Source organism: Pandoraea terrae (assembly GCF_902459695.1).
GTDB classification, from domain to species: Bacteria; Pseudomonadota; Gammaproteobacteria; order Burkholderiales; family Burkholderiaceae; genus Pandoraea; species Pandoraea terrae.
In genome coordinates this window covers 293,861-314,546 of sequence record NZ_CABPRZ010000003.1, presented here as the reverse complement: position 1 = coordinate 314,546, position 20,686 = coordinate 293,861, and the positions used below count along the sequence as shown (strand labels likewise).

The 20,686-nt window shown below is 62.0% G+C and carries 19 protein-coding genes and 1 pseudogene; 10 read left to right on the top strand and 10 right to left on the bottom strand.

Annotation, left to right across the window (positions count from 1 at the left end):
• Positions 1 to 12 precede the first annotated feature (12 nt).
• From PTE30175_RS05200 to PTE30175_RS05190, 3 genes are read left to right on the top strand one after another with little or no spacing between them, the layout of a single operon-like run.
• A complete protein-coding gene (locus PTE30175_RS05200) occupies positions 13 to 711 on the top strand; it encodes an amino acid ABC transporter permease (protein WP_150695981.1) in 699 nt (232 codons plus the stop codon).
• Positions 712 to 714: 3 nt separating this feature from the next.
• Complete coding sequence (locus tag PTE30175_RS05195; RefSeq protein WP_150695980.1) at positions 715 to 1,449, top strand: amino acid ABC transporter permease; 735 nt, start codon at positions 715 to 717, stop codon at positions 1,447 to 1,449.
• Positions 1,424 to 2,152 carry an amino acid ABC transporter ATP-binding protein gene (locus PTE30175_RS05190; RefSeq protein ID WP_150695979.1) on the top strand — a complete coding sequence of 243 codons (729 nt, stop codon included), beginning with the start codon at positions 1,424 to 1,426 and terminating at the stop codon, positions 2,150 to 2,152. Before PTE30175_RS05195 ends, PTE30175_RS05190 begins: the two co-directional genes overlap by 26 nt.
• A gap of 121 nt (positions 2,153 to 2,273) precedes the next feature.
• Here PTE30175_RS05190 and PTE30175_RS05185 read toward each other — a convergent pair whose 3' ends face one another.
• From PTE30175_RS05185 to PTE30175_RS05170, 4 genes are all read right to left on the bottom strand, one after another.
• Positions 2,274 to 3,356: an SRPBCC domain-containing protein gene (locus PTE30175_RS05185; protein ID WP_150695978.1), complete on the bottom strand. Its 1,083-nt coding sequence runs from the start codon at positions 3,354 to 3,356 to the stop codon at positions 2,274 to 2,276.
• A gap of 2 nt (positions 3,357 to 3,358) precedes the next feature.
• Positions 3,359 to 3,736: an ArsR/SmtB family transcription factor gene (locus PTE30175_RS05180; protein WP_150695977.1), complete on the bottom strand. Its 378-nt coding sequence runs from the start codon at positions 3,734 to 3,736 to the stop codon at positions 3,359 to 3,361.
• A 94-nt stretch (positions 3,737 to 3,830) separates the two neighbouring features.
• Positions 3,831 to 5,246, bottom strand: a complete 1,416-nt coding sequence (locus tag PTE30175_RS05175) for a cation:dicarboxylate symporter family transporter (protein WP_150695976.1) — start codon at positions 5,244 to 5,246, stop codon at positions 3,831 to 3,833.
• A 26-nt stretch (positions 5,247 to 5,272) separates the two neighbouring features.
• The gene (locus PTE30175_RS05170; RefSeq protein WP_150695975.1) at positions 5,273 to 6,652 is read right to left on the bottom strand and encodes a class-II fumarase/aspartase family protein; all 1,380 of its coding nucleotides are present in this window, start codon (positions 6,650 to 6,652) and stop codon (positions 5,273 to 5,275) included.
• A gap of 195 nt (positions 6,653 to 6,847) precedes the next feature.
• On the opposite strand from PTE30175_RS05170, the gene PTE30175_RS05165 reads away from it, so the two are divergent.
• On the top strand, positions 6,848 to 7,588 hold the full coding sequence (locus PTE30175_RS05165; RefSeq protein ID WP_420819605.1) for a GntR family transcriptional regulator: 741 nt from the start codon (positions 6,848 to 6,850) through the stop codon (positions 7,586 to 7,588).
• 127 nt (positions 7,589 to 7,715) lie between these two features.
• Here PTE30175_RS05165 and PTE30175_RS05160 read toward each other — a convergent pair whose 3' ends face one another.
• Positions 7,716 to 8,960, bottom strand: coding sequence for an RNA-guided endonuclease InsQ/TnpB family protein (locus tag PTE30175_RS05160; protein WP_150695974.1), 1,245 nt, complete (start codon positions 8,958 to 8,960; stop codon positions 7,716 to 7,718).
• 53 nt (positions 8,961 to 9,013) lie between these two features.
• Between PTE30175_RS05160 and tnpA the strand changes: the two are divergent.
• A pseudogene (gene tnpA / locus PTE30175_RS28520) lies at positions 9,014 to 9,316 on the top strand (IS200/IS605 family transposase); the annotation flags it as partial.
• A 106-nt stretch (positions 9,317 to 9,422) separates the two neighbouring features.
• On the opposite strand, the gene PTE30175_RS05150 reads toward tnpA, so the two are convergent.
• Entirely contained in the window at positions 9,423 to 9,863 is a 441-nt protein-coding gene (locus tag PTE30175_RS05150) for a hypothetical protein (protein WP_150695973.1), read from the bottom strand.
• Between the two features lie 256 nt (positions 9,864 to 10,119).
• Here PTE30175_RS05150 and PTE30175_RS05145 point away from each other — a divergent pair, with 256 nt between their 5' ends.
• Both PTE30175_RS05145 and PTE30175_RS05140 read left to right on the top strand, forming a co-directional pair.
• On the top strand, positions 10,120 to 10,833 hold the full coding sequence (locus tag PTE30175_RS05145) for a hypothetical protein (RefSeq protein ID WP_420819604.1): 714 nt from the start codon (positions 10,120 to 10,122) through the stop codon (positions 10,831 to 10,833).
• Between the two features lie 103 nt (positions 10,834 to 10,936).
• Positions 10,937 to 11,830, top strand: coding sequence for a LysR family transcriptional regulator (locus PTE30175_RS05140; protein ID WP_150695971.1), 894 nt, complete (start codon positions 10,937 to 10,939; stop codon positions 11,828 to 11,830).
• Here the strand turns inward: PTE30175_RS05140 and PTE30175_RS05135 are convergent.
• The 3 genes from PTE30175_RS05135 to PTE30175_RS05125 form a co-directional block, all read right to left on the bottom strand.
• The gene (locus tag PTE30175_RS05135) at positions 11,808 to 13,034 is read right to left on the bottom strand and encodes a M20 aminoacylase family protein (RefSeq protein ID WP_224788611.1); all 1,227 of its coding nucleotides are present in this window, start codon (positions 13,032 to 13,034) and stop codon (positions 11,808 to 11,810) included. The genes PTE30175_RS05140 and PTE30175_RS05135 overlap by 23 nt on opposite strands.
• A 9-nt stretch (positions 13,035 to 13,043) precedes the next feature.
• Positions 13,044 to 14,150 (bottom strand): porin, encoded by a 1,107-nt coding sequence (locus PTE30175_RS05130; protein WP_150695970.1) that lies wholly within the window; start codon positions 14,148 to 14,150, stop codon positions 13,044 to 13,046.
• Between the two features lie 79 nt (positions 14,151 to 14,229).
• Entirely contained in the window at positions 14,230 to 15,615 is a 1,386-nt protein-coding gene (locus PTE30175_RS05125) for an MFS transporter (protein ID WP_150695969.1), read from the bottom strand.
• Positions 15,616 to 16,007: 392 nt separating this feature from the next.
• Between PTE30175_RS05125 and PTE30175_RS05120 the strand changes: the two genes are divergently transcribed.
• Entirely contained in the window at positions 16,008 to 17,051 is a 1,044-nt protein-coding gene (locus PTE30175_RS05120; protein ID WP_150695968.1) for a Vgb family protein, read from the top strand.
• Positions 17,052 to 17,055: 4 nt separating this feature from the next.
• Here the strand turns inward: PTE30175_RS05120 and PTE30175_RS05115 are convergent, their stop codons facing one another.
• Positions 17,056 to 17,982 carry a LysR substrate-binding domain-containing protein gene (locus tag PTE30175_RS05115; RefSeq protein ID WP_150695967.1) on the bottom strand — a complete coding sequence of 309 codons (927 nt, stop codon included), beginning with the start codon at positions 17,980 to 17,982 and terminating at the stop codon, positions 17,056 to 17,058.
• A gap of 109 nt (positions 17,983 to 18,091) precedes the next feature.
• On the opposite strand from PTE30175_RS05115, the gene PTE30175_RS05110 reads away from it, so the two are divergent.
• Entirely contained in the window at positions 18,092 to 19,186 is a 1,095-nt protein-coding gene (locus tag PTE30175_RS05110) for a tartrate dehydrogenase (protein WP_150695966.1), read from the top strand.
• Between the two features lie 30 nt (positions 19,187 to 19,216).
• Positions 19,217 to 20,635: a pyruvate kinase gene (gene pyk, locus PTE30175_RS05105; RefSeq protein ID WP_150695965.1), complete on the top strand. Its 1,419-nt coding sequence runs from the start codon at positions 19,217 to 19,219 to the stop codon at positions 20,633 to 20,635.
• Positions 20,636 to 20,686: the final 51 nt, after the last annotated feature.

Sequence of the window (20,686 nt, the reverse complement as noted above, 5' to 3'; positions counted from 1 at the left end):
GATGGGGTGCATATGAATTACCAGCTGGATTTCAACGCCGTATTTCATGGTGAGTATGGCGCCCTGCTGTTCAAAGGGCTGAAGCTCACGCTGCTTCTCACGGTCGAAGCCTGGATTTTGGCGATTCTCGTCGGAACGATTCTCGCCGTATTGCGGCTCGGCGGCGGCCGGATACTTCAGAAGTTTGTCAAGGCGTACGTTGCCTATCATCAGAATGTGCCGATGCTGGTGCAGATACTGCTCTGGTACTTCGGCATATCGGCAATCCTTCCTGACGCCATTCAAACCTGGTTCAACACGCACAACGGCGAATTTCTCTTCTCCGTTATCGCCATTGGACTTTGCATGGCGGCGTACATCTCCGAAGATCTGCGCAGCGGACTTCGCGCCGTGCCTCATGGCCAACAAGAAGCATCCCGCTCATTAGGGCTGTCGTACGTGAAAACGATGCGCTACGTCGTACTTCCCCAAGCCGTTCGGGTTGCGATGCCGCCTTTGATAAACCATTCGGTATTGCTTTTCAAGAACACCAGTCTCGCCATGGCCATCGGATGCGCGGAACTCTCATACGCCACTCGCGAAATTGAGAACCACACATTCAGGACCTTCGAGAGCTATCTCGTTGCCACAGTCGTGTATCTGCTGATTTCGCTTCTGATAATGGCGGCCGGCGCAGCCACGTCGAGCAAACATCGCATCAAGGGGCGCTGAATCATGCTCGATATCCTGAAGAACAATTGGGAACTACTGCTGCTCGGGCAGTACCCCAATGGCCCACTCGGCGGGCTGGCGCTCACGTTGATTTTGTCGGTGGCAGGCCTGGCCCTCTCGTTCCCGTTCAGCGTCCTGATCGCCGTGGGACGTACCAGCCCTATCGCGCTGTTCAGAATCCCGACCACGGTTATCGTGTACGTGGTGCGCGGCGTGCCGCTCATCATGCTGATTTTCTGGGTGTATTTCTTCGTGCCTTTGATCATCGGCCGGCCGGTGACCGGCTTCACGACGCTGCTGTGCACACTGGTTGTTTATGAGTCGGCTTACCTCGGCGAAGTCATTCGCGCGGGTATCGAAGCACTACCGCGCGGCCAGGTGGAAGCTGCTCGAGCACTGGGCTTGTCGTATTTCACGACGACCTTCCGCGTGGTGCTTCCTCAAGCGCTCTACAACATGCTGCCGAGCATGGTGAGTCAGTTCGTGTCCACGATCAAGGAAACGTCGCTTGGATACGTCATCAGCGTGCAGGAGCTGACTTTCTCGGCAAGTCAGGTGAACAACAACCTGCTGACCCAGCCGTTTGGCGTCTTCGCCATCCTGGCCCTGACCTACTTCATCGTGTGCTTTGTCCTGACCCAGTTCGCACATCGCCTCGAGAAGCGCATCTACAACAAGCGCAAGGGCGCTTCGACCCAACGGAGTCAAGCCAATGATCTACTTCTCCAAGGTGAATAAGTGGTACGGGGAGTACCACGCCCTCGTTGACGTCACGGCACAAGTGAAGCGGGGCGAAGTCGTGGTCGTCTGCGGACCGTCCGGCTCCGGCAAGTCAACCCTCATTCGCACCGTCAATCGGCTGGAAGATATCAAGGAGGGTTCCATTACCGTCGACGGTCACGACGTCCACGCCATCGGTCTCGACGTGAACAAACTCCGTTCCGGTGTCGGGTTCGTCTTCCAGCAATTCAATCTGTTTCCTCATATGTCGGTGCTTGAGAACATCGTTCTTGCACCGACCGCCGTTGGCCGCGTCAACAAAGCGGATGCCCGGGAAACGGCGCTGCGGCTTCTCGAGCGCGTTGGCTTGAAAAGTAAAGCGGACGCCTACCCTGGACAGCTCTCCGGAGGACAGCAGCAGCGGGTCGCCATTGCCAGGGCACTGGCCATGAATCCGCCGGTGATGCTGTTCGACGAACCCACCAGCGCGCTCGACCCGGAAATGGTCGGCGAGGTCCTTCAGGTCATGAAAGCGCTGGCAAGGGAGGGAATGACGATGGTATGTGTCACGCACGAGATGGGGTTTGCTCGCGAGGTGGCCGATACCATCTGGTTCATGGACAAGGGACAGATTCTCGAAGTGGCCAAGCCTGGCGAGTTTTTTTCTCAGCCCAAACACCCGCGCGCGCAACAGTTCCTCTCCGAGCTCCGCACGCACTGAGTTGACACCGCTATTGTCATGGACGCGTCGAAACTCGAATGAGGCGATGTCGGGCTACCTCATTCGACTGGATTGACGGCAGGCGTCTCCGGCCTGCCGTCGCTGACATCGGCGCCCGGTGTCAGCCAAGCTGCGGCTGTGTGGCGGCGAAGCTGGGCCGGTCGCGCATGACCGCCTGTCCACGCTGCACATTGGGAGACTTCTCGAGCAGCGCCGCGCCTTCGGGGAACATCCCGACATACGCAAGGACCGGTGCGACGAACAGGTCAGCCATCGACACCGTCGTACCGACCAGGTAATCGCGCTCGCCGTAGGCCTGGTCCAGCACGGCGAGTTGCGAGGCGATCTCCGGCAGTGCCGCGTCGATCACTGCGCGATCGGGCTGGCCGTTCTCCCCCTTGGGGAAGACGTACTGCAAGACATAGCGGCGCACCATCGCATCGTAGGCGTGGCAGTTGATCAGGCTGATCCATTGCTCGCCCCGTGCGCGCGCTGTGATCCCCGATTGCGGAAGCAAGTTCGGCCCGTCAAAGGCTTCCTCGATATATCCCAGGATCGCGCGGGTTTCGTAGAACTCGATGGGGCCATCGCAAAATACCGGAATGCGGCCGAACGGATTGCGCGAAAGCACCTCCGGCGAATGCGGCGGCAGCGGCTGCAACGAGTAAGCCACGCCTTTTTCCGCGAGCGCCATGCGCACCGTGCGGCAGTAGGTGCTGCGCGGGTCGCCGATCACCGTGACGGTACCTGCGCTGCCGGCCGGGTCCAGGTAATCGCTGAGCCGGTTGAACACGGATTGCCAGCCGCTGTTGTGCGAATCACGGGTCGATGCATCGGGGAAGCCGCTGTGGCGCATGTGCAGGTGCGTGCCGCCCTCCTCGTCCGTTAGCGTGACTTCGATCAGTGTCTTGAGATCGGGCGGCATGGAGCCGGATTCCCAGGACCACGTATAGGCGAGGAAGTTGGCGCGATCCATCGCCTGGTACTCGCCGCCCACAATGTGCTGCGCGCCATCGCGCCCACCCATCACAATGCGGTACTTGCCGCCGACACGCGCATCGGTGCGTGCTTCCACCACGCGCATGCCGCGGGGGCAATGCCAGGCAGCCAGCGCGGTCTGGCTCGTGAATGCATCGAACACTTTCTCGCGCGGCGCGCGAACGAAGCGGTTCATTTCCAGGTGAAACGTGGCAGCTTGGGTCATGATCATTTCCCTCGTGCTTTGGTTGCACCGCGAGCCCCTTTGGCGGAGTCAGCGGCATGGGTACGCTCGACGAATTCAACGAGCCGATCGAGATTGCCTTCCCAATGGCGGCGATAGGCATCCAGCCAGTCATGGGCGTCGCGCAGGGCACCGGCGCGCAGGTGGCAGATACGCCAGCGCGCGCTGACCTCCCGTTCAATCAGCCCGGCGTCTGCAAGCACGCGAAGGTGCTTCGAAATCGCCGGCGCCGACATGTCGAACGGGCGCCCCAGTTCGCCCACCGAAGCCCCGCCTTCCGACAGACGTGCCAGGATGGCGCGGCGGGTCGGGTCGGCCAGGGCGGCAAAGATTGAAGAAAGCGGATCAGTGGAGGAAGGCATGACTTCATTTAACCAACAGGTTAATTGAAAGTCAAGCCCGAGAGGAGATCAATGAAGCGGTGAATGTCTCGACTGACAATTCGCGAGCAGCCAATCAGCTTCCTGATTTCGTCCACGCGATTCCCGTGGGGTGCGGATTGGCGTCGCTGACATCTTCGGGCAACAGGTTGCCGTCACCCAATGCGCTGTCCGAGGCTGCGGTCGCCGGGAATCGTTCCGGATAGAAGTGTCGTTGCGCGACGCTTGCATCGAACGTCCCCGACCATTTCGCGACAACGACCGTGGCCAGGCTGTTGCCGATCGTATTGCATGTGGCGATGGCCATCGACATGAAGCGGTACACGCCGAAGATCACCGCGAGCCCTTCCACCGGCAGGATGCCAGTCGACGTCACCGTTGCCGCGAACACGACGAACGAGCCGCCCGAGACGGTTGCCGCCCCCTTGGAGGTCAACAACATGAGCAGCAGGATGCCCAACTGGTGTTCGAACGTAATCGGCACTCCGTAGGCATGCGCAATGAACATCACGCCCATCGACATGAAGATCGACGTGCCGTCGAGGTTGAAGGCGTAGCCGGTAGGCAGCACCAGGCCGACCGTCTGTTTGGCGCAACCCAGGCGTTCGAGCTTGATCAGCAGGCGGGGCAATGCGCTTTCGGACGATGCCGTACCGAGCACGATGAATATCTCGTCCTTGATGTAGCGCAGGAAGCGCCACAGGCTAAAGCCGGCCAACTTCGCAACGAGGCCCATGACGACAGCGATGAACAGTATCACGACCGCGTAGAAGCTCATCACCAACTGCGCCAGCGCGACCAGTACCGCCGTGCCGTTGCTGCCGACAGAGAAGGCGACGGCACCGAACGTGCCCAGCGGCGCGAGCTTCATGACCAGGTTGATGAATGAGAACAATGTTTCCGAGATGAGATCGAGCCCCTCGTTGATGCGCGCGCGCCTGCCTTCCGGAATGGCAAGGATGCCGATGCCGACCATCACGGCCAATACCACGACCTGCAGCAGTTCGCCGCGCGTGAACGCACCGATGAAATTGTCCGGCACGATGTGCTTGACGAATTCGGCGAACGATTGCGGGCTGCCCGAGGCGGTGGCCGCCGGTATGCTGCCCGCCGTCATGTGTGCCATGCCCTTGCCGGTCTGCAGCAGGTTGCCCGCGAGCAGACCTACCGCAAGCGCAATCGTCGAAATGACCTCGAAATACACCAGGGCGCGCCAACCGACGCGACCGGCGCTCTTCACATCGCCGGCAGAGGCGATGCCATGCACAATCGTCAGGAATACCAGTGGCGCGACGCCGGCTTTGATCAGCGACAGGAAGATGTCGCCGAGCACCTTCAGTTGCGCGGCGAATTTCGGGAAGATCAAACCCACCGCAATGCCCAGCACCAGTGCCACGAGCACCTGCATTCCCAAGCGCCGGAACCACGGAAGACGCTTGACGGGCGCCAGGGGCGCGGCGGACCCGCCCCGATTCAGATTGTCGTTATGCATGTCGTTGTCTCCTCCGGCGAACCGGGTCAGGCTTGACGTTGTGCCGCCGACAGCGCGACCGCGCGGTCGACCATGAGCGGTGCGAGTCCGAGGTAATTGCACGGATCGGTCATGCGGTCTATCGCGGCGCGATCGAAGTGTTCGGCGACCGCGGGCAAACCGGCCAACGCCTCGGCCAGCGTGCCCCCCCTTTCGTTGACCGTACGGCACGCGTCATAGACGATGTCGTGCGCTTGCTGGCGGCCTGTGAACGGCGCCATCGCCATCATCACGGCTTCCGCGACGATCAGGCCGCGGCTGATGCCGAGATTCGCCTTCATGCGCGCCTCGTCGACGATCAGACCGCCCAATGCGAACTTGGCTTGATGCAGTGCCCCGGCCGTCAAAATGAAACTCTCCGGAATAGCGACCCACTCGGCATGCCACGGACCCGTGGCACGCTCGAAGTCCTGGATCATGGCGTCGACCATCAGGCCGGCATGCTGACGCACGGCTTTCGCCGCAGCGAGCATCAGTTCGCTCGAGATCGGATTGCGTTTTTGCGGCATCGTGCTGCTCGCGCCGCGGCCCTTGACGAACGGCTCATAGACCTCGGCAAACTCCGTCGACGCCATGATCATGATGTCGAGGGCGATCTTGCCGAGCGAGCCGGTCACCAGTGCCAGCAGATTGACCGCTTCGGCGAAGCCGTCGCGGGCCACATGCCATGTCGTGGCCGGCACGCCGAGACCGAGTTCTTCGGCCAGCGCGCGTTGCACGTCGAATCCCTTGTCGCCCAGCGACGCGAGCGTGCCAGCCGCACCGGCGAACGCCACCACCGCCACGCGGGGACGCAATTGCGCCAAACGTTCCTGATGGCGGTCGAACATCGCCAGCCAAATGGCCGCCTTGTAGCCGAACGTCACAGGCAGCGCCTGCTGCAGATGCGTGCGGCCGGCCATTGCCGTGTCGCGGTAGCGCACCGCCATGTCCGACAGGATCTTGCGCAGCGTCGAGATGTCGTCATCGATGACGTCGAGCGCGTCGCGTACCTGCAGCGCAACCGCCGTGTCCATGATGTCCTGCGTGGTCGCGCCCCAGTGCACGTAGCGGCCCGCGTCACCGCACATCTCGACCAACTGGTGCACGAGCGGCAGGATCGGATAACCGACGATGTCGGTCTCGTGACGCATATGGTCGAAGTCGACGCGCTCGATCGTCGATTCGCGCGCGATCACCTCGGCCACTTCGGCCGGAATCACGCCGACGCGCGCCTGTGCTTTCGCAAGCGCCACTTCGACCTCGATGTAGCGCTGGATCAGCGCCCGGTCGGAAAACAGGGCACGCATTTGCGCGGTGCCGAAGGCATCGCGAAAAAGAATCGAATCGACAACGGTGCTGGCCGTCGGGATGGCATTGGGCGACATGGAGACCTCTCGGGCAAAACGGAGGAACGGTGTCACGCGCCCCCCAAGTTTGAACCACGGACACCCCGATTCGCTTGGTTGACTCGAATCAATATGTCCGGACATATGTAAACTAATATGTTCGAACATATATGGCAAGCTATAATCGTGAGCACTGGTGAAATCCCCTAGAAAATTCCGATACCGCTCCACGCCATGGCCATCGCAAAAATGCACTTCGTCGACATCGCCAGAGACCTGACCGAGGGGATCGCTTCGGGACGGTTGCCGGTGGGATCGACATTGCCGACCGAGCTGGAGTTGTGCGATCACTACAAGACAAGCCGGCACACAGTACGCGCAGCGCTGCAGGAGTTGCAGCGATTGGGGCTGGTGTCGCGCAAGAAGAACGTCGGCACGCGTGTGGCGTCGTCGCATCCGACGAACGATTTCCGGCCGTCGCTCGCGTCGCTCGACGACCTTGTGCAATTCGGTGCGGAAATGCTGCGCAGCGTGCAATCGACGGAAGCGGTGACCGCCGGCAAGGCGCTCGCGGACAAGCTCGGTTGCCCGCCCGGCACACGCTGGGTGCGGATATCGAGCCTGCGCATCGACGCGGACGGCGCTGGCACGCCGATCGGCTGGACGGATGTTTATATCGATCCAGCGTATGCGGAAATCGCGGATCAGGTGCGGCAGTCGCCGGGCACGCTCGTCAGTTCATTGCTTGAAGCGCGCTACGGTCGCCGCATCGATGAAGTCGATCAGGAAGTGCGTGCCATCATGTTGACGCCGGAGCAGGCGGTGCGCCTCAACTCGGAACCGGGATCTGCGGCACTGGAGATCGTGCGCCGATATCTCGATGCGGCCGGGCAGGTCTTCGAGATTTCAGTGACCGTGCACCCGGCGCAACGTTTTGTCGTGTCGATGCGGTTAAAGCGGTCGCAGGAAGCGTGAAGGCGCCTTGATCCAGGCGCGCGGGGGCATGGCAAGTCAAGCGCGTGTGACCCGGGATTGGACCACACCGCCTTTTCTCTCACCGTTGACATCCACCCATCCCTGCAGGAAGGGGCTTCCTACGGCGCTACGCGATAAGTTGCGCAGTCGCTTCGGCGGGTTCCTGCTTCGCCGGGTGGCCCGACTGCACCATCCCTCCACAGGCAAACAAGCGCTGTCCGCGCTCTAAAATGCGCCCCGTAGGAAGTCCCCTTGGGGGATTGATCGCACCGACTACGTCGGCGTGATTCTCATATCCGCACGCGACGCACTTGAATTGCGCCTGCTTCATACGGTTTTCGACCGAGACGTGGCCACAGCACGGGCATGTTCGGCTCGTGTTGTGCGGCGGCACGGCAATCAGGTATCCGCCGTTCCATGTCAGCTTGTACGCCAGTTGACGACGGAACTCGAACCATCCCTGGTCGAGGATGGCTTTGTTCAGGCCAGACTTGGCCAGAACGTTCTTGCCCGGTTGCTCAGTGTTGCCCGCTGCGGACTTGCTCATGTTTCGCACCTGCAAGTCCTCGATACACACCATCGCGTGGTTTTGGCTGATCGTGGTCGTGGCCTTGTGCAGGTAGTCGCGACGGGCATTGCCGATGCGGGCGTGAATCCGCTGGATACGGGCTTTCGCCTTCTTCCAGTTGTTGCTGAACTTGATCTTGCGGCACATCGCGCGCTGATAGCGGCGCAGGCGTGCCTCATGCTTCCTGAAGCTGTTGAGCGGCGCGAGGTGCGTGCCGTCGCTGAACGTGGCGAAGCGCGCGATGCCCATGTCGATGCCGATGGCATCGGTCGCCTGCGGTACGGGCGCATCGACCTCGCGGGCCGTCTGGATCGAGACGAACCACTTGCCGCCCGAAAGGCTCACGGTCGCATTGCGCACCGCGCCAAGCACGTCGCGACTATTGCGGTAGCGCAGCCAGCCAAGCTTGGGCAGGAATATCCGGCTGTTGGCCTGATCGAGCTTGATCTGTTTCGGGTCGGGGTAACGGAAGCTATCGCCTTGGCCTTTCTTCTTGAAACGGGGGAACGCCGCCCGTTTGGCGAAGAAATTCTGGTACGCGCGCTCCATGTCCTTGAGCGCATGTTGCAGCGGATGCGTCGGGGCCTCCTTGAGCCAGGGTGTTTCGCTCCCGTTGCGCCACGCGGTCAGATGCTTCGCCATCGGGACATAGCCGACGAACTTGCCGCCCGCCGCGTAATTCTCCTTCTGCAGCGCCAGTGCCTTGTTGAACACGAAACGGCACGCCCCGGCGAAGCGGCGCATCTGTCGCTGCTGGCCACCGTCGGGCATGAGTTCGTATTTGAAGGCTTGGAGGCGCTGCATGGCTCGATTATAGTTCGGCCTGTTCACCAAGGCACCGAGCCGATTCTGAATGTGATCTGCACGCAATCGTCGCCAGCGTCTGGATCGGCTTCGAGTCCGAACGGGTCGAGTCCGACGGACAAGACGACCACGTTCACCTGCGGGTGAATTGCCCGCCGAAGGTTTTCGTGTCATCGCCGGTGAACCGTCTCAGGGGCGTGTCCATCCGCATGATCAGGCAGAAGCAGTACCCCGGCATCTGCAAAAAACGGTAGGGTGGCGCACTCTGGTCGCCGTCCTGCTTCGCCGGAAGCCGCGGCGGAGCGCCTTTCGCCGTGATACGCCGGTACATCGAACAGCACCAAGCGCCGCATTAACCGCCGCAAAGGACGCCTATGGCGTCTGCGCTACGCCCCGAAGGAAGTGGCCTTGGGCCATCCTTCCCTGCGCTGAATGAAGGGCGGGGGTTGGCGCGCAGACTGATCAGTCGCGGTGGTGATGCTTGTGATGGTGACGGCTCTTGTGGTAGCCACGGTCATAGTCGTCCGCATACGAGTTGGACCGCGACACATTACCGCCAAGCGCTGCACCTGCGCCGCCGCCAACGGCAGCACCGACGAGGCCACCGGCGCGGCCGCCCATCGCATTGCCTGCCGCGGTGCCGGCACCGCCGCCGAGCGCGCCGCCGACGATGGCACCCGTGCGTTCCCTGCGGTTCGACGTGATCGCGCCGCCGGCGCCGCCGCCGACCGCACCGCCAATCACCGAGCCCGTGCTGCCGCCCAGGGCGCCGCCCACGGCAGCGCCGGCTACGCCGCCAAGCGCACCGCCAACGGCGTTGTTCATATCGCTGGCCACCGCCGGCAACGAAGCCACGGCGGTGAGCGCTGCAATGGCGACAAACTGAATGATTTTCTTCGACATATAAGGGGTCTTTTGCTTTTGGAACGCGACCGAGTATACCGGACCGCCGGATGACTTCCGTGGCGCATCGGTTCCGCCTCGGTAAGAGGTGTAACAAAATGATTCGGCGGTTTTTTTCTCCGATGTCCGGGTAGCGCCAACGATCGGATGGCCGCGTGACTGCGCGAGCGAACCTCCGATAATGGCCGATTTTGCGCCGAAGTGATCCCCTGGAATCGTTACAATAGTCCGGATAAGTCCCCCTGAACAGCATCGAGTGCGAGACATACTGACTTCCTATTTCTGGAGTGGCGACGCCATCCGCAGTCGGCGCGTGAGCGACATCGTGCTCTCCGGCACGGTCGACGTGCCTGTGCCCCCTGCACGTTTGCTTGCCGATTGGGAAAGGGAGACATCGACGCGCCTGGTCCTGGAGCCCGGGGACGTCGAGGCAATGCCGTTGGCGCGAGCGCGGGCGCGTTGGCCGGACTACACGCGCTGCGTGCAGGCCGTGTCCGATTGGACATGCGCGCTTGGATTGCCCGCGGTGCTCGCCTCCAGTGACGTAGCCCTCATGGCCTGCCGCGGTGCCAAGTACCACCATGACGGTGCCCAATATGGTGGCGCGGCTTTTTGCAATCTCTTCCTGAGCGAGGACAGGGGCCTGGACTTGCATTTTCCCGCTACGGGCCAGCGCATTCCCCTGACCCGGGGAACGGCAGTGATATTCGATACTGGCCAGCCTCATGGCGTAATTCAGCGCGGCAGCAGCAGTTTCAATGTGGCCGACTTCGCGCAGGATCAGGATTGCATTCAAATATTCCTGACCTGGGAGCTTCCCATCGAAGATGCGCATGTTCGGCAGGCACTTGAGGTTGCCTTCGACATCGCCCCTTCGGCCGCGTTGCAACTGGATGAAACGCAAGTTCGGCTGAACGGCGCACAGGCCACTGTTTGCCCGGATTCTGGTCGTTGGTGCCGGGTTGACTAATCGCCGTGGTGACCCCGCGGTGTTGCCCTGCCAGGATGGATTCCGGCATAGAGAGAGGCCGTCCGCGTGTCGCCTCCCATGCCAGTCAAACCGGTAGCCCCCCATGAAAATCCATCAACTCCGAGTCCTTGTTGCGTGTGCCGAAGCGGGAAGCCTGCGTGCCGCCGCCGACCGCCTGGCATTGACGCATCCCGCAGTGACGAAGGCGCTTAAAGAGCTCGAGGAGGAAATGAAGGTGCCGCTCGTCGTGCGTAGTTCGCGCGGCATCGAGCTGACGCGATTCGGCAAGGCCCTATATCACCGTTCCCACCAGATCCTGGAAGATATGCGCCGCGCGCATGACGAAATCCGGCAACTCCAGGGTGGCGTCACCGGCAGGGTATCGATCGGCGTGTCGGGAAGCAGCGCCCTGATCGTCATGCCGCGCGCCTTGAAGGTCTTCCGGCAGCAGATGCCGGACGTAGAGATCGACGTGATCGAACTGCCGCCGAAATATATCGCCGTCAACCTGCTGGATGGGTCGCTGGACTTCTTCGTCACCCACGCGCCGCAGGAGATCGATCCCGAATGTGAACAGCGCGTGCTCCGAAAGGGGCGACTGTTCGTGACAGCCCGGCGCGGGCATCCCGCCGCCGATTGCCGAACGCTGCGGGGGCTCCTGGCGTATGAGTGGCTGTTCCCGCGACAGAACATCGACAAAAGCGAGTTTACCGATCTGTTCGCCAACAACGGCATCGAGGCGCCGGGCAAGATCGTATCTTGCCAATCGTCGCTGTTGGCATTGGGGCTGCTCATCGAGACTGACGCCCTCGCACTGTTCCCGCTGCCTTACATCGCGCATTCCGTTACGCAGGACCGGCTCTGCACGCTGACGATCGAAGAGACGCTGCCCGAGGTATCGGCCAGCATCATCACGCGCCGCGGCGTTCAGCTGACACCCGCAGCACGCGAATGCCGGGATGTCGTACAGAAGGTCATCGAGGATCAACGGTGGTAGTGACACCGTTGCCCGCCGCGAGGAATGTTTCCGCAAGGTGTGCCCAATAGGCAGCGCCCACGGGCAACAGCGCATCATTGAAGTCAAACCACGGGTTATGGACCAGGCACGGGCCCATTCCCTCGGCGGTCCCGCGATGATGTCCGTTACCGTTGCCGATAAACAGGAACGCGCCCGGGCAAGCGCTCAGCAGGTACGAGAAATCGTCGCCCGCCATCGTCGGTTCGATATCCGCGAAAACCGCCGCGTCGCCCAGCAGCGAGCGGCCAACGTCAAGCGCCAATGCCGTCGCCTCCCGGGCGCAGACGGACGGGGGATACCCCGGATTGAAATGCACCTTGCCGGTCGCACCGAACATCGCGCAGGCGTGATTCACGACCGATACGAGTCCGTCTTTCAATGCAGACTCCGACGCCTCCGAAAACGTGCGTATCGTGCCGTGCATCGTCACGGACTCCGGAATGATCGTCGGCGAACTTCCGCCTTCTATTTGCGTGATGGACAAGACCACCGGCGCCAGCGGGTTTGAGAAGCGGGAGACCAGCAGTTGCGCCGCAGTGACGACGTGGGCTGCGATGGCGACGGGATCGACGGCCAGATGCGGCCGAGCCGCGTGGCCGCCCTTGCCACGGATTTCGACGCTGACCTCGGTAGTCCCCGCCGTAATCGGGCCTGCGCGGGTCCCGATGGCGCCCTCCGGCAGATTGGGAACGTTATGCATCCCGAACACGGCGTCGCACGGAAAGCGGGAGAACAGCCCCTCCTCAATCATGCGCAACGCGCCGGCGCCCCCCTCCTCCGCCGGCCGAAAGATGAAGTGCACGGTTCCATCGAAGCAGCGCGTACGCGATAGATATTCCGCTGCCCCCAACAGCATCGCTGTATGACCGTCATGCCCGCAGCCGTGCATCTTTCCGGGAATGCGCGACCGGTGCGGGAAGATGTTCTTCTCCTCGATAGGCAACGCATCCATGTCCGCGGTCAGGCCGATTGACTTGCGCCCCTTGCCGGACCTGAGCGTGCCAACGACGCCGGTGCCGGCGATACCCTCCGTCACCTCGATCCCCCAGTCACGCAACAGCTTGGCCACCATACCCGCGGTCCGGATTTCTTCATACCCCAGTTCCGGGTGAGCGTGTATATCCCGTCGCAATCCGGCAAGGAAATCTGCTCGCTCCGCAATTCGCTCGATAATGTTGTGCACGAAGCCTCCTCAGAAATTGTGACGCATGCCGATGGTGATCGCCGTCTGGCTCCGGCTCGCCGAGGCGGGCAAGACAAACAGCTCGGCTACCGCGTTGGGGCCGCTGACGTGCATGCTGACAAACTGCAGATAAACGTTCGTGCGCTTGGAGAAGTCGTAGTCGACGGACGCCGAAGGCACGATCCACCGGTTCGGACTCATGGTGTAGTACGTCAACGCTGCACCCACGAACGTGGCGGGCATAACCTGGTACGTCGCACCGATGTCGTACGCTCTGAGGATCGCGGACCCTCCCCCCTTTCGCAGCGATGACGACGTGAACAGGGCCGCCGTATACAACTTGTCGAATTGGTAGGATGCGCCGGCGCCGTAGACGTCGATCCTGTCGAAATTGGCATTGACCGGCGGGCCGACCAGGCTATTGCCCAGCACCGAGACACCCGCGCCCAACCCCGCCTGGAAGTTGTTGACCGACGTATATGCCGCCCCGGCCTGAAAGCTCCCGTATTTGTACGTGGCGCCGAAACTCCTGGCGCTGTTCCGGCTGAAGTCTCCCGCAACACCGCCGAACGAATACAGGACACCCGCCTGAAGACCCGCAACGTTGGGCGTACGGTATTGAACACTGTTGTTCAGCCGTTCACCGCCAAGCCGGTCAAGATCGCCCAGGTGAAACGAGTAGAACCCGCCGTTGCCGCTCGCGGCTGCGGTATAGGGCACCAGATCGATCATGAAGTCGTATTGGCGGCCCACCCTGATTTCGCCCAGCTGGCTGTCCTGCAAGGCGACGTAAGCCTGCCGGCCGAACAGCAACCCGCCTTGCCCGAGCCCGCCGGTGGCGACGTTAAAGCCGTTCTCGAGTACAAAGTTGGCGCGCAGGCCTCCTCCGAGGTCCTCTGAACCGCGAAACCCTATCCGGTTCGGACGGTCGCCGCCGCCGCCGACCACGGCGATGGCGGAACTGCCGCCTTGATTGCTTACGTAGGCCACACCGGAATCCACAATGCCGTAAATCTCCACCCGGCTCTGGCCTTGTGCGGTGGAATGAAGCGACAGTCCGGCAACCGCCATCGCCAACACAAAAACATTGCGCACGTACAAATCAAAAGGACGCATCTTCCCCTGCCTTTCCAGACATGTGTTTGAAATGAACTTCAGGAACCTGCCTGCGGAAACGCCGGCAGGTGTTGGGGCGCTAAACCTCGAGCGACTCGAGCACTCGTCCCTTGGTCTCTATGCCGAGCCTGGCCACGACCACGGCCGCCAGGAACGGCACCGCGGCGAACAGGTAGAAGGCAATGTTCAACTGCCCTCCCCCGAGGAGCGAGGCGAGGATGATGGGGGAGACGATCGATGCCCCCTTGAGCCAGGCGCTGGCGACGCCACAGCCGACCGCACGGATACTGGTCGGGTAGAGTTCCGGCGTGTAGACATACGCCGTGATGAAGCCGGACGCCATGAAGCCGAAGGCGAGCGCGCAGCAAGTTGCCACGACATATAAGGAGCTGTCGTGGAACAGGCCGGCCATCACGAGCGAAAGTGCGCACATGGCGAAGGACACGTAGATGACGGGCTTTCTCCCGACGCGGTCAACGATAAGCGCACAGACCAGGGAGCCAAGCACACCGAGGATTGACGCGCCCAACGCAAGGTTCAACGACAACTGCAACGACGCGTGATAGACCTGACGATAGATGGTGGGCAGCCACGTCGAAAGGCCGTACTGGAGAAAACCGCAGGTAATCCACAGGAACCATGCCGCAACCGTGCGCCGCCAGTATTCCGGACCGACCAGATCCGCTACCCGTCGCGGCGGATGGGATGTGGGGATACTGCTCTGCACATCAACCGGTTCGAGCGGAGCAGTAGCGCGCTCCTCGAACCTGCGAACTGCGGCATCGGCTTCCTCATGCCGGCCTTTTGCCGCAAGCCATCGCGGCGACTCGGGCACCAGACGCCCGAGGCAGAAGTAGAGCAATAAAGGCGCAGCGCCAACGCAGTACATGATCTGCCAGCCGTATCGCGGCACCAGCCATGCACCCAAGCCACCGGACACCAGCAGGCCTATCGGGAAGATGATTTCGTATAGCAGCACGAAGCGACCACGATTTCTCGCGCTCGTGATCTCGTTGATATAGGTCGCTGCGATCGGAACCTCGCCGCCAAGGCCAATGCCCTGCAACACCCGCAGCAGCACGAAGATCTCGAAGGTCGGAGCGAACGCGCTGGCCAAAGTGGTGATGCCGATCACGCCCGAACTCCAAGCGACCGCCCGGACCCGTCCGAACTTCTCTGCCGCAGCGGGGAAAATGAAGGCGCCGATCAACGAACCGACTGCGCCTGCAGAGATCAGCAAGCCAATCTGCGCCGGGTGAAGGGACCATTTGGCAATCAGCAACGGTAACGCCGCTGCGATCGCAATGGCGTCGAAGCCATCGAAGAAGGTGGCGATGCCCATCAGGATTCGAGCCTGGGCATGCATCCGATTGGCGGACATGCGCTCGATACGCGCAGCGATATTGCCGCGCTTTGCGGCGTTATCGTCGGCTACGGTTTCGCGGGAATACGAGACTGCCTGCATCGCCTTAACTCCTTGTACGGATTCCATTTTCTACGAATCCGCCTGGTATCCGCTCGCGTATATCGGGGGCGCCATTCGGCATTTGCAGATCAACGGTCGTACGCGTACAAGGGGAATTCATTTTCTGTCTCCATTCGTTTTATCGAGCGTGCGTGGCGGGGGCGCCATGCCCTCCGATCCGACACGCCGTTCGCCTTGGGCGCGTCACAATCAACGCCACGGCCCCGGCGCTACACGAACCTAATTTTTGAATGGTGCCAGCGGAATTGATATTTTTCTTGGGGGTGGAAACTTTTGGTTAAGGCGTCGGCGCAGCGACTGACTATAGATCAGTGCAATAATAAAAAGTCGTCGGCGGCCTTTGAAACGCATCCCGGGACATGGAGGCGAACATGCTTGAGATCACGAGGGCGCGGGTCGTGGCAGCGGTGAACAGGATTCTCGTACCGGGGCTGGCCCGGTCGTTTGCGTCGGTCCTGATGGGCGCCGCGCTCGCGATCAGTTCGGCGCAGGCGCAGGCGCCGTCGTTCCAGACGTTCGCCGTCCCAACCGGCAGTGCGCCGCATGACGTCGCGCCGTCGCCTGACGGCACAGTGTGGTACACCGCGCAGGCGCAGGGCGCGATCGGACGGCTGGACCCGCGTGGCGGCAGGATCGACAGGGTCCCGCTCGGCGACGGGTCGGCGCCGCACGGCGTGATCGTCGGTCCCGATCGCGCGGCATGGGTCACCGACGGCGGCCTGAACGCAATCGTGCGCATCGATCCGAAGACCCTCGCCGTCACGCGCTTTCCGTTGCCGAAGGACCGGCCGAACGCCAATCTGAACACCGCTGTCTTCGACAAGCAAGGGCATCTGTGGTTTACCGGGCAACGCGGCATCTATGGCGAACTCGATCCGCAGCGTGCCACCATGCGCGTCTTCGATGCGCCACGCGGGCCCGGACCCTACGGCATCTGCGTGACCCCTGACGGCAGCCTGTATTTCGCGTCACTCGCGGGAAACTATCTCGGCCGCATCGATCCCGCGAGCGGCGCGGCGCAGGTCATCGAGCCGCCGACACCAAATCAGGGGGCGCGCCGTGTATGGGCCGATTCGAAGGGGCGCGTCTGGGTCAGCGAGTGGATTGCAGGAAAAGTCGGCGTATTCGACCCGGCGACGCATCGATGGCGCGAATGGCGACTGCCTGGCGACGCGCCGCGTGCGTACGCGATATTCGTAGACGACCGCGACATCGTCTGGCTCAGTGAATGGAGCGCCAATGCGCTAGTTCGCTTCGACCCGAGCACCGAGCGGTTCGACTTGTTTGCGCTACCGCGCCCGCACGCGAACGTACGTCAGATGATGGGCCGCCCGGGAGAAGTCTGGCTGTCCGAATCCGGCACCGATCATCTGCTGCGCTACCGGTCCCGCGCCGCCGATGTCAGCGGAAATTGAAGGCCTACGGATGCTCGCCCGCTTCGCTCTGCAGATCGAGCGCAATAAAGTCGACGAACGCACGAATCCGATTGGACATCTGGTGTCGCTGTGAATAGACAGCGAAGATGTCGGCGTTCGGCGTTTCGTGATCAGGCAGTACGCGGACAAGAGAACCGTCCGCCAGATACTGTTTGATGTCCCATTCGGCTCGCATCAGGATGCCGTGCCCCTCCAGCGCCCACTTTACGGCGATTTCACCATCATTGGTCGTCAGCGTGCCATTGATTCGCACGGCCTCTGTCTTGCGCGACGCACCTCTGCCCGACGTCAGGCGCCAGACCCCATAAGCTTCATCGCCCTGGCGGATGCCGATACAGTTGTGCCGCGTCAGATCGTGCGCAGTCAACGGTATTCCGCGCGCCTGGATATATGAAGGTGCCGCACACAGCAGCCGACGATTTGCAGCAAGACGGCGCGCGACCACCCGTGTGTCGGGCGGCTCGCCGAAGCGAATGCAGACATCGAACGTGTCGTCGGTCAGCGGTGGCGGTTTGACCGACAACTGAAGCTGCACGGACACTTGCGGGTATTTCGCGACAAACCGGGATATCGCGGGTGCGACATGGCTGCGCCCGAAGCCGAGCGTCGCGTTGACGCGCAGTAATCCTTTCGGGCTTTTCTTCGCGCTGCCAAGCAACTCCGCCAATTCATCGATCTCGTCGAGAATTCGGCGCGCGTGCTCGAGATAAAGCTCCCCCTCCGGCGTGAGCATCATCCGGCGGGTCGTCCGGTTGATGAGCGCTACGCCCGCGCGACTTTCCATCTGCGTCAGGCGCTTGCTCACCGCGGCCGCCGTCAGCCCCAATTCACGCGCTGCCGCACTCAGACTTCCCGACGCCGAGAGCATCGAGAAAAAGCTCAAATCAGCCGGCTGAACAGTATCGCGCATCAGTCTCACTTGTGAATTCAAGTTAATGATGCTTTGAGTTTAGCACCGGTTTTAGCGCCTGGATGTGGGTAAAGTTCATGAACATCCAAGACACCTGAAGGACGGAGACATGAAAACCTATCGCATCGCAACGATTCCCGGCGACGGCATCGGCAAGGAAGTGGTTCCCGCGGGTCAGCAAGTGCTCGAAGCCCTCGCGAAGACCGATAAGTCGTTCGCATTCGAGTTCGAAAACTTCGACTGGGGCGGCGACTATCACCGCAAACATGGTGTCATGATGCCCGCGGACGGTATCGACGCCATTCGCGACAAGGACGCGATCCTTTTCGGCTCGGCAGGCGACCCGGACATTCCCGATCACATCACACTGTGGGGCCTGCGCCTCAAGATATGCCAGGGCCTGGATCAATACGCCAACGTCCGCCCGACCCGCATCCTGCCCGGCATCGACGCGCCGCTAAAGCGCTGCAAGCCGGAAGACCTGAACTGGGTCATCGTCCGCGAGAACTCTGAAGGCGAATACTCGGGTGTCGGCGGCCGGGTTCACCAGGGACATCCGATCGAAGCTGCAACGGACGTGTCGATCCTGACCCGCGCCGGCGTCGAGCGGATCATGCGTTTTGCGTTCCGCCTCGCACAGTCCCGGCCGCGCAAACTGCTCACCGTCATCACGAAGAGCAACGCCCAACGCCACGCGATGGTGATGTGGGACGAAATCGCCCTCGAAATCTCGAAGGAGTTCCCGGACGTCAAATGGGACAAGGAACTGGTGGACGCATCGACCGCACGTATGGTCAATCGCCCCGCGAGCCTTGACACGATCGTCGCGACGAACCTGCACGCCGACATTCTCAGCGATCTCGCCGCCGCGCTGGCCGGCAGCCTTGGCATCGCGCCGACGGGCAACATCGATCCCGAACGTCGTTACCCCTCGATGTTCGAGCCGATTCACGGCTCCGCATTCGACATCATGGGTAAGGGCCTCGCAAATCCGGTGGGCACCTTCTGGTCGGTGGTCATGTTGCTCGAGCACCTTGGCGAATTCGATGCGGCAAAGCGTGTAATGCAGGCAGTCGAAGCCGTGACCGCCGACAAATCGCTTCATACGGGCGACCTCGGCGGCACGGCGACGACGGCTCAAGTCACGGCGGCTGTATGCGCCCTGCTCGACACGGCCGCGGTCCCCACTGCCAACGCAGCATAAGCGAGGCGATCCCGCAGGGAGTCGATCAAGATGCGCCGCAATCGAAATGCGAAAATTGTCGCTACGCTGGGTCCGGCGAGCACAAGTCATGAGTCCATCGAAGCGCTGTTCAAGGCAGGCGCCGACGTCTTTCGGCTGAACTTCAGCCATGGAACACACGACGATCATCAACGCCGTCTCGAAGTCATCCGCACCATCGAGAAGGACGCCGGCCGGCCCATCGGCGTGCTCCTTGACCTTCAGGGCCCGAAGCTGCGGATCGGCACCTTTGCGAACGGCCCCGTTGCGTTAGAGAAGGGCGCAGCGTTTCGACTCGATCTCGACACGACGGCGCCCGGCGACGTGACGCGTGTTGCGCTGCCTCACCCTGAAATTTTCGCGGCGCTTAAGGCGCACACGAACCTTTTGCTCGACGATGGCCGCGTACAACTGCGCGTCGAGCGATGTGGTCCCGACTTTGCGGAAACGACGGTAGTCGTTGGCGGGCCGCTTTCCGAACGCAAGGGCGTCAATGTTCCCGATGTCGTGCTCCCGCTCTCTGCAATGACGGAAAAGGACCGGCGCGACCTGGCGTTCGGTCTGACCCTGGGGATCGACTGGCTCGCGCTGTCATTTGTGCAGCGTGTCGAAGACATCCTTGAGGTTCGGCAAATTGTCGGCGACCGGGTCGGGATCGTCGCGAAGCTCGAAAAGCCGGCCGCGATCGGCAGCCTCGATGCGATCGTCGACGAGGCAGATGCCGTGATGGTCGCGCGTGGTGACCTTGGCGTTGAAATGCCGGCCGAGCAGGTGCCCGCAATCCAGAAGCGCATCGTTCGCGCATGCCGCAAGGCCGGCAAGCCCGTGATCGTCGCCACCCAGATGCTGGAATCGATGGTGACCGCTCCGGTGCCCACGCGGGCCGAAGCGTCAGATGTCGCCACCGCCATCTACGACGGTGCGGATGCAGTGATGCTGTCCGCAGAATCGGCGAGTGGCAAATATCCCGTCGAGGCGGTACGGATGATGGATCTCATCATCTCGCAGACCGAACGCGACCCGTATTACCGGGAAGTGATCGCCGCCTCCCATGCGTCGCCTCGTGCAAACACGTCGGATGCAATCGGCTACGCCATGAGGCACGTAACGGGCCTGCTGAATGCCGTGGCCACCGTTGCCTACACCAGCTCCGGTTATTCGGCGCTGCGGATGGCCCGCGAACGGCCGTGCGCACCCATCGTCGGCATGACACCCCGGAAAGGCACGGCGCGTCGCCTGGCGCTGGTCTGGGGCGTACATCCCGTCGTGTGCAAGGACGTAGTCGACGTGCTCGAAGTCAGCGACCTTGCATGCGAGACCGTGCGCGAGGAAGGGTTCGGCGAAACGGGCCAGACGGTCGTCGTCTCTGCCGGCATGCCGTTCGGCACGCCCGGCACGACCAATCTTTTGCGCATCGCGCAAATTCAGTAAGGCATCGAGCGACGCATCGCCAATTCGATCCTGATCAAGCCCGGATAGAGC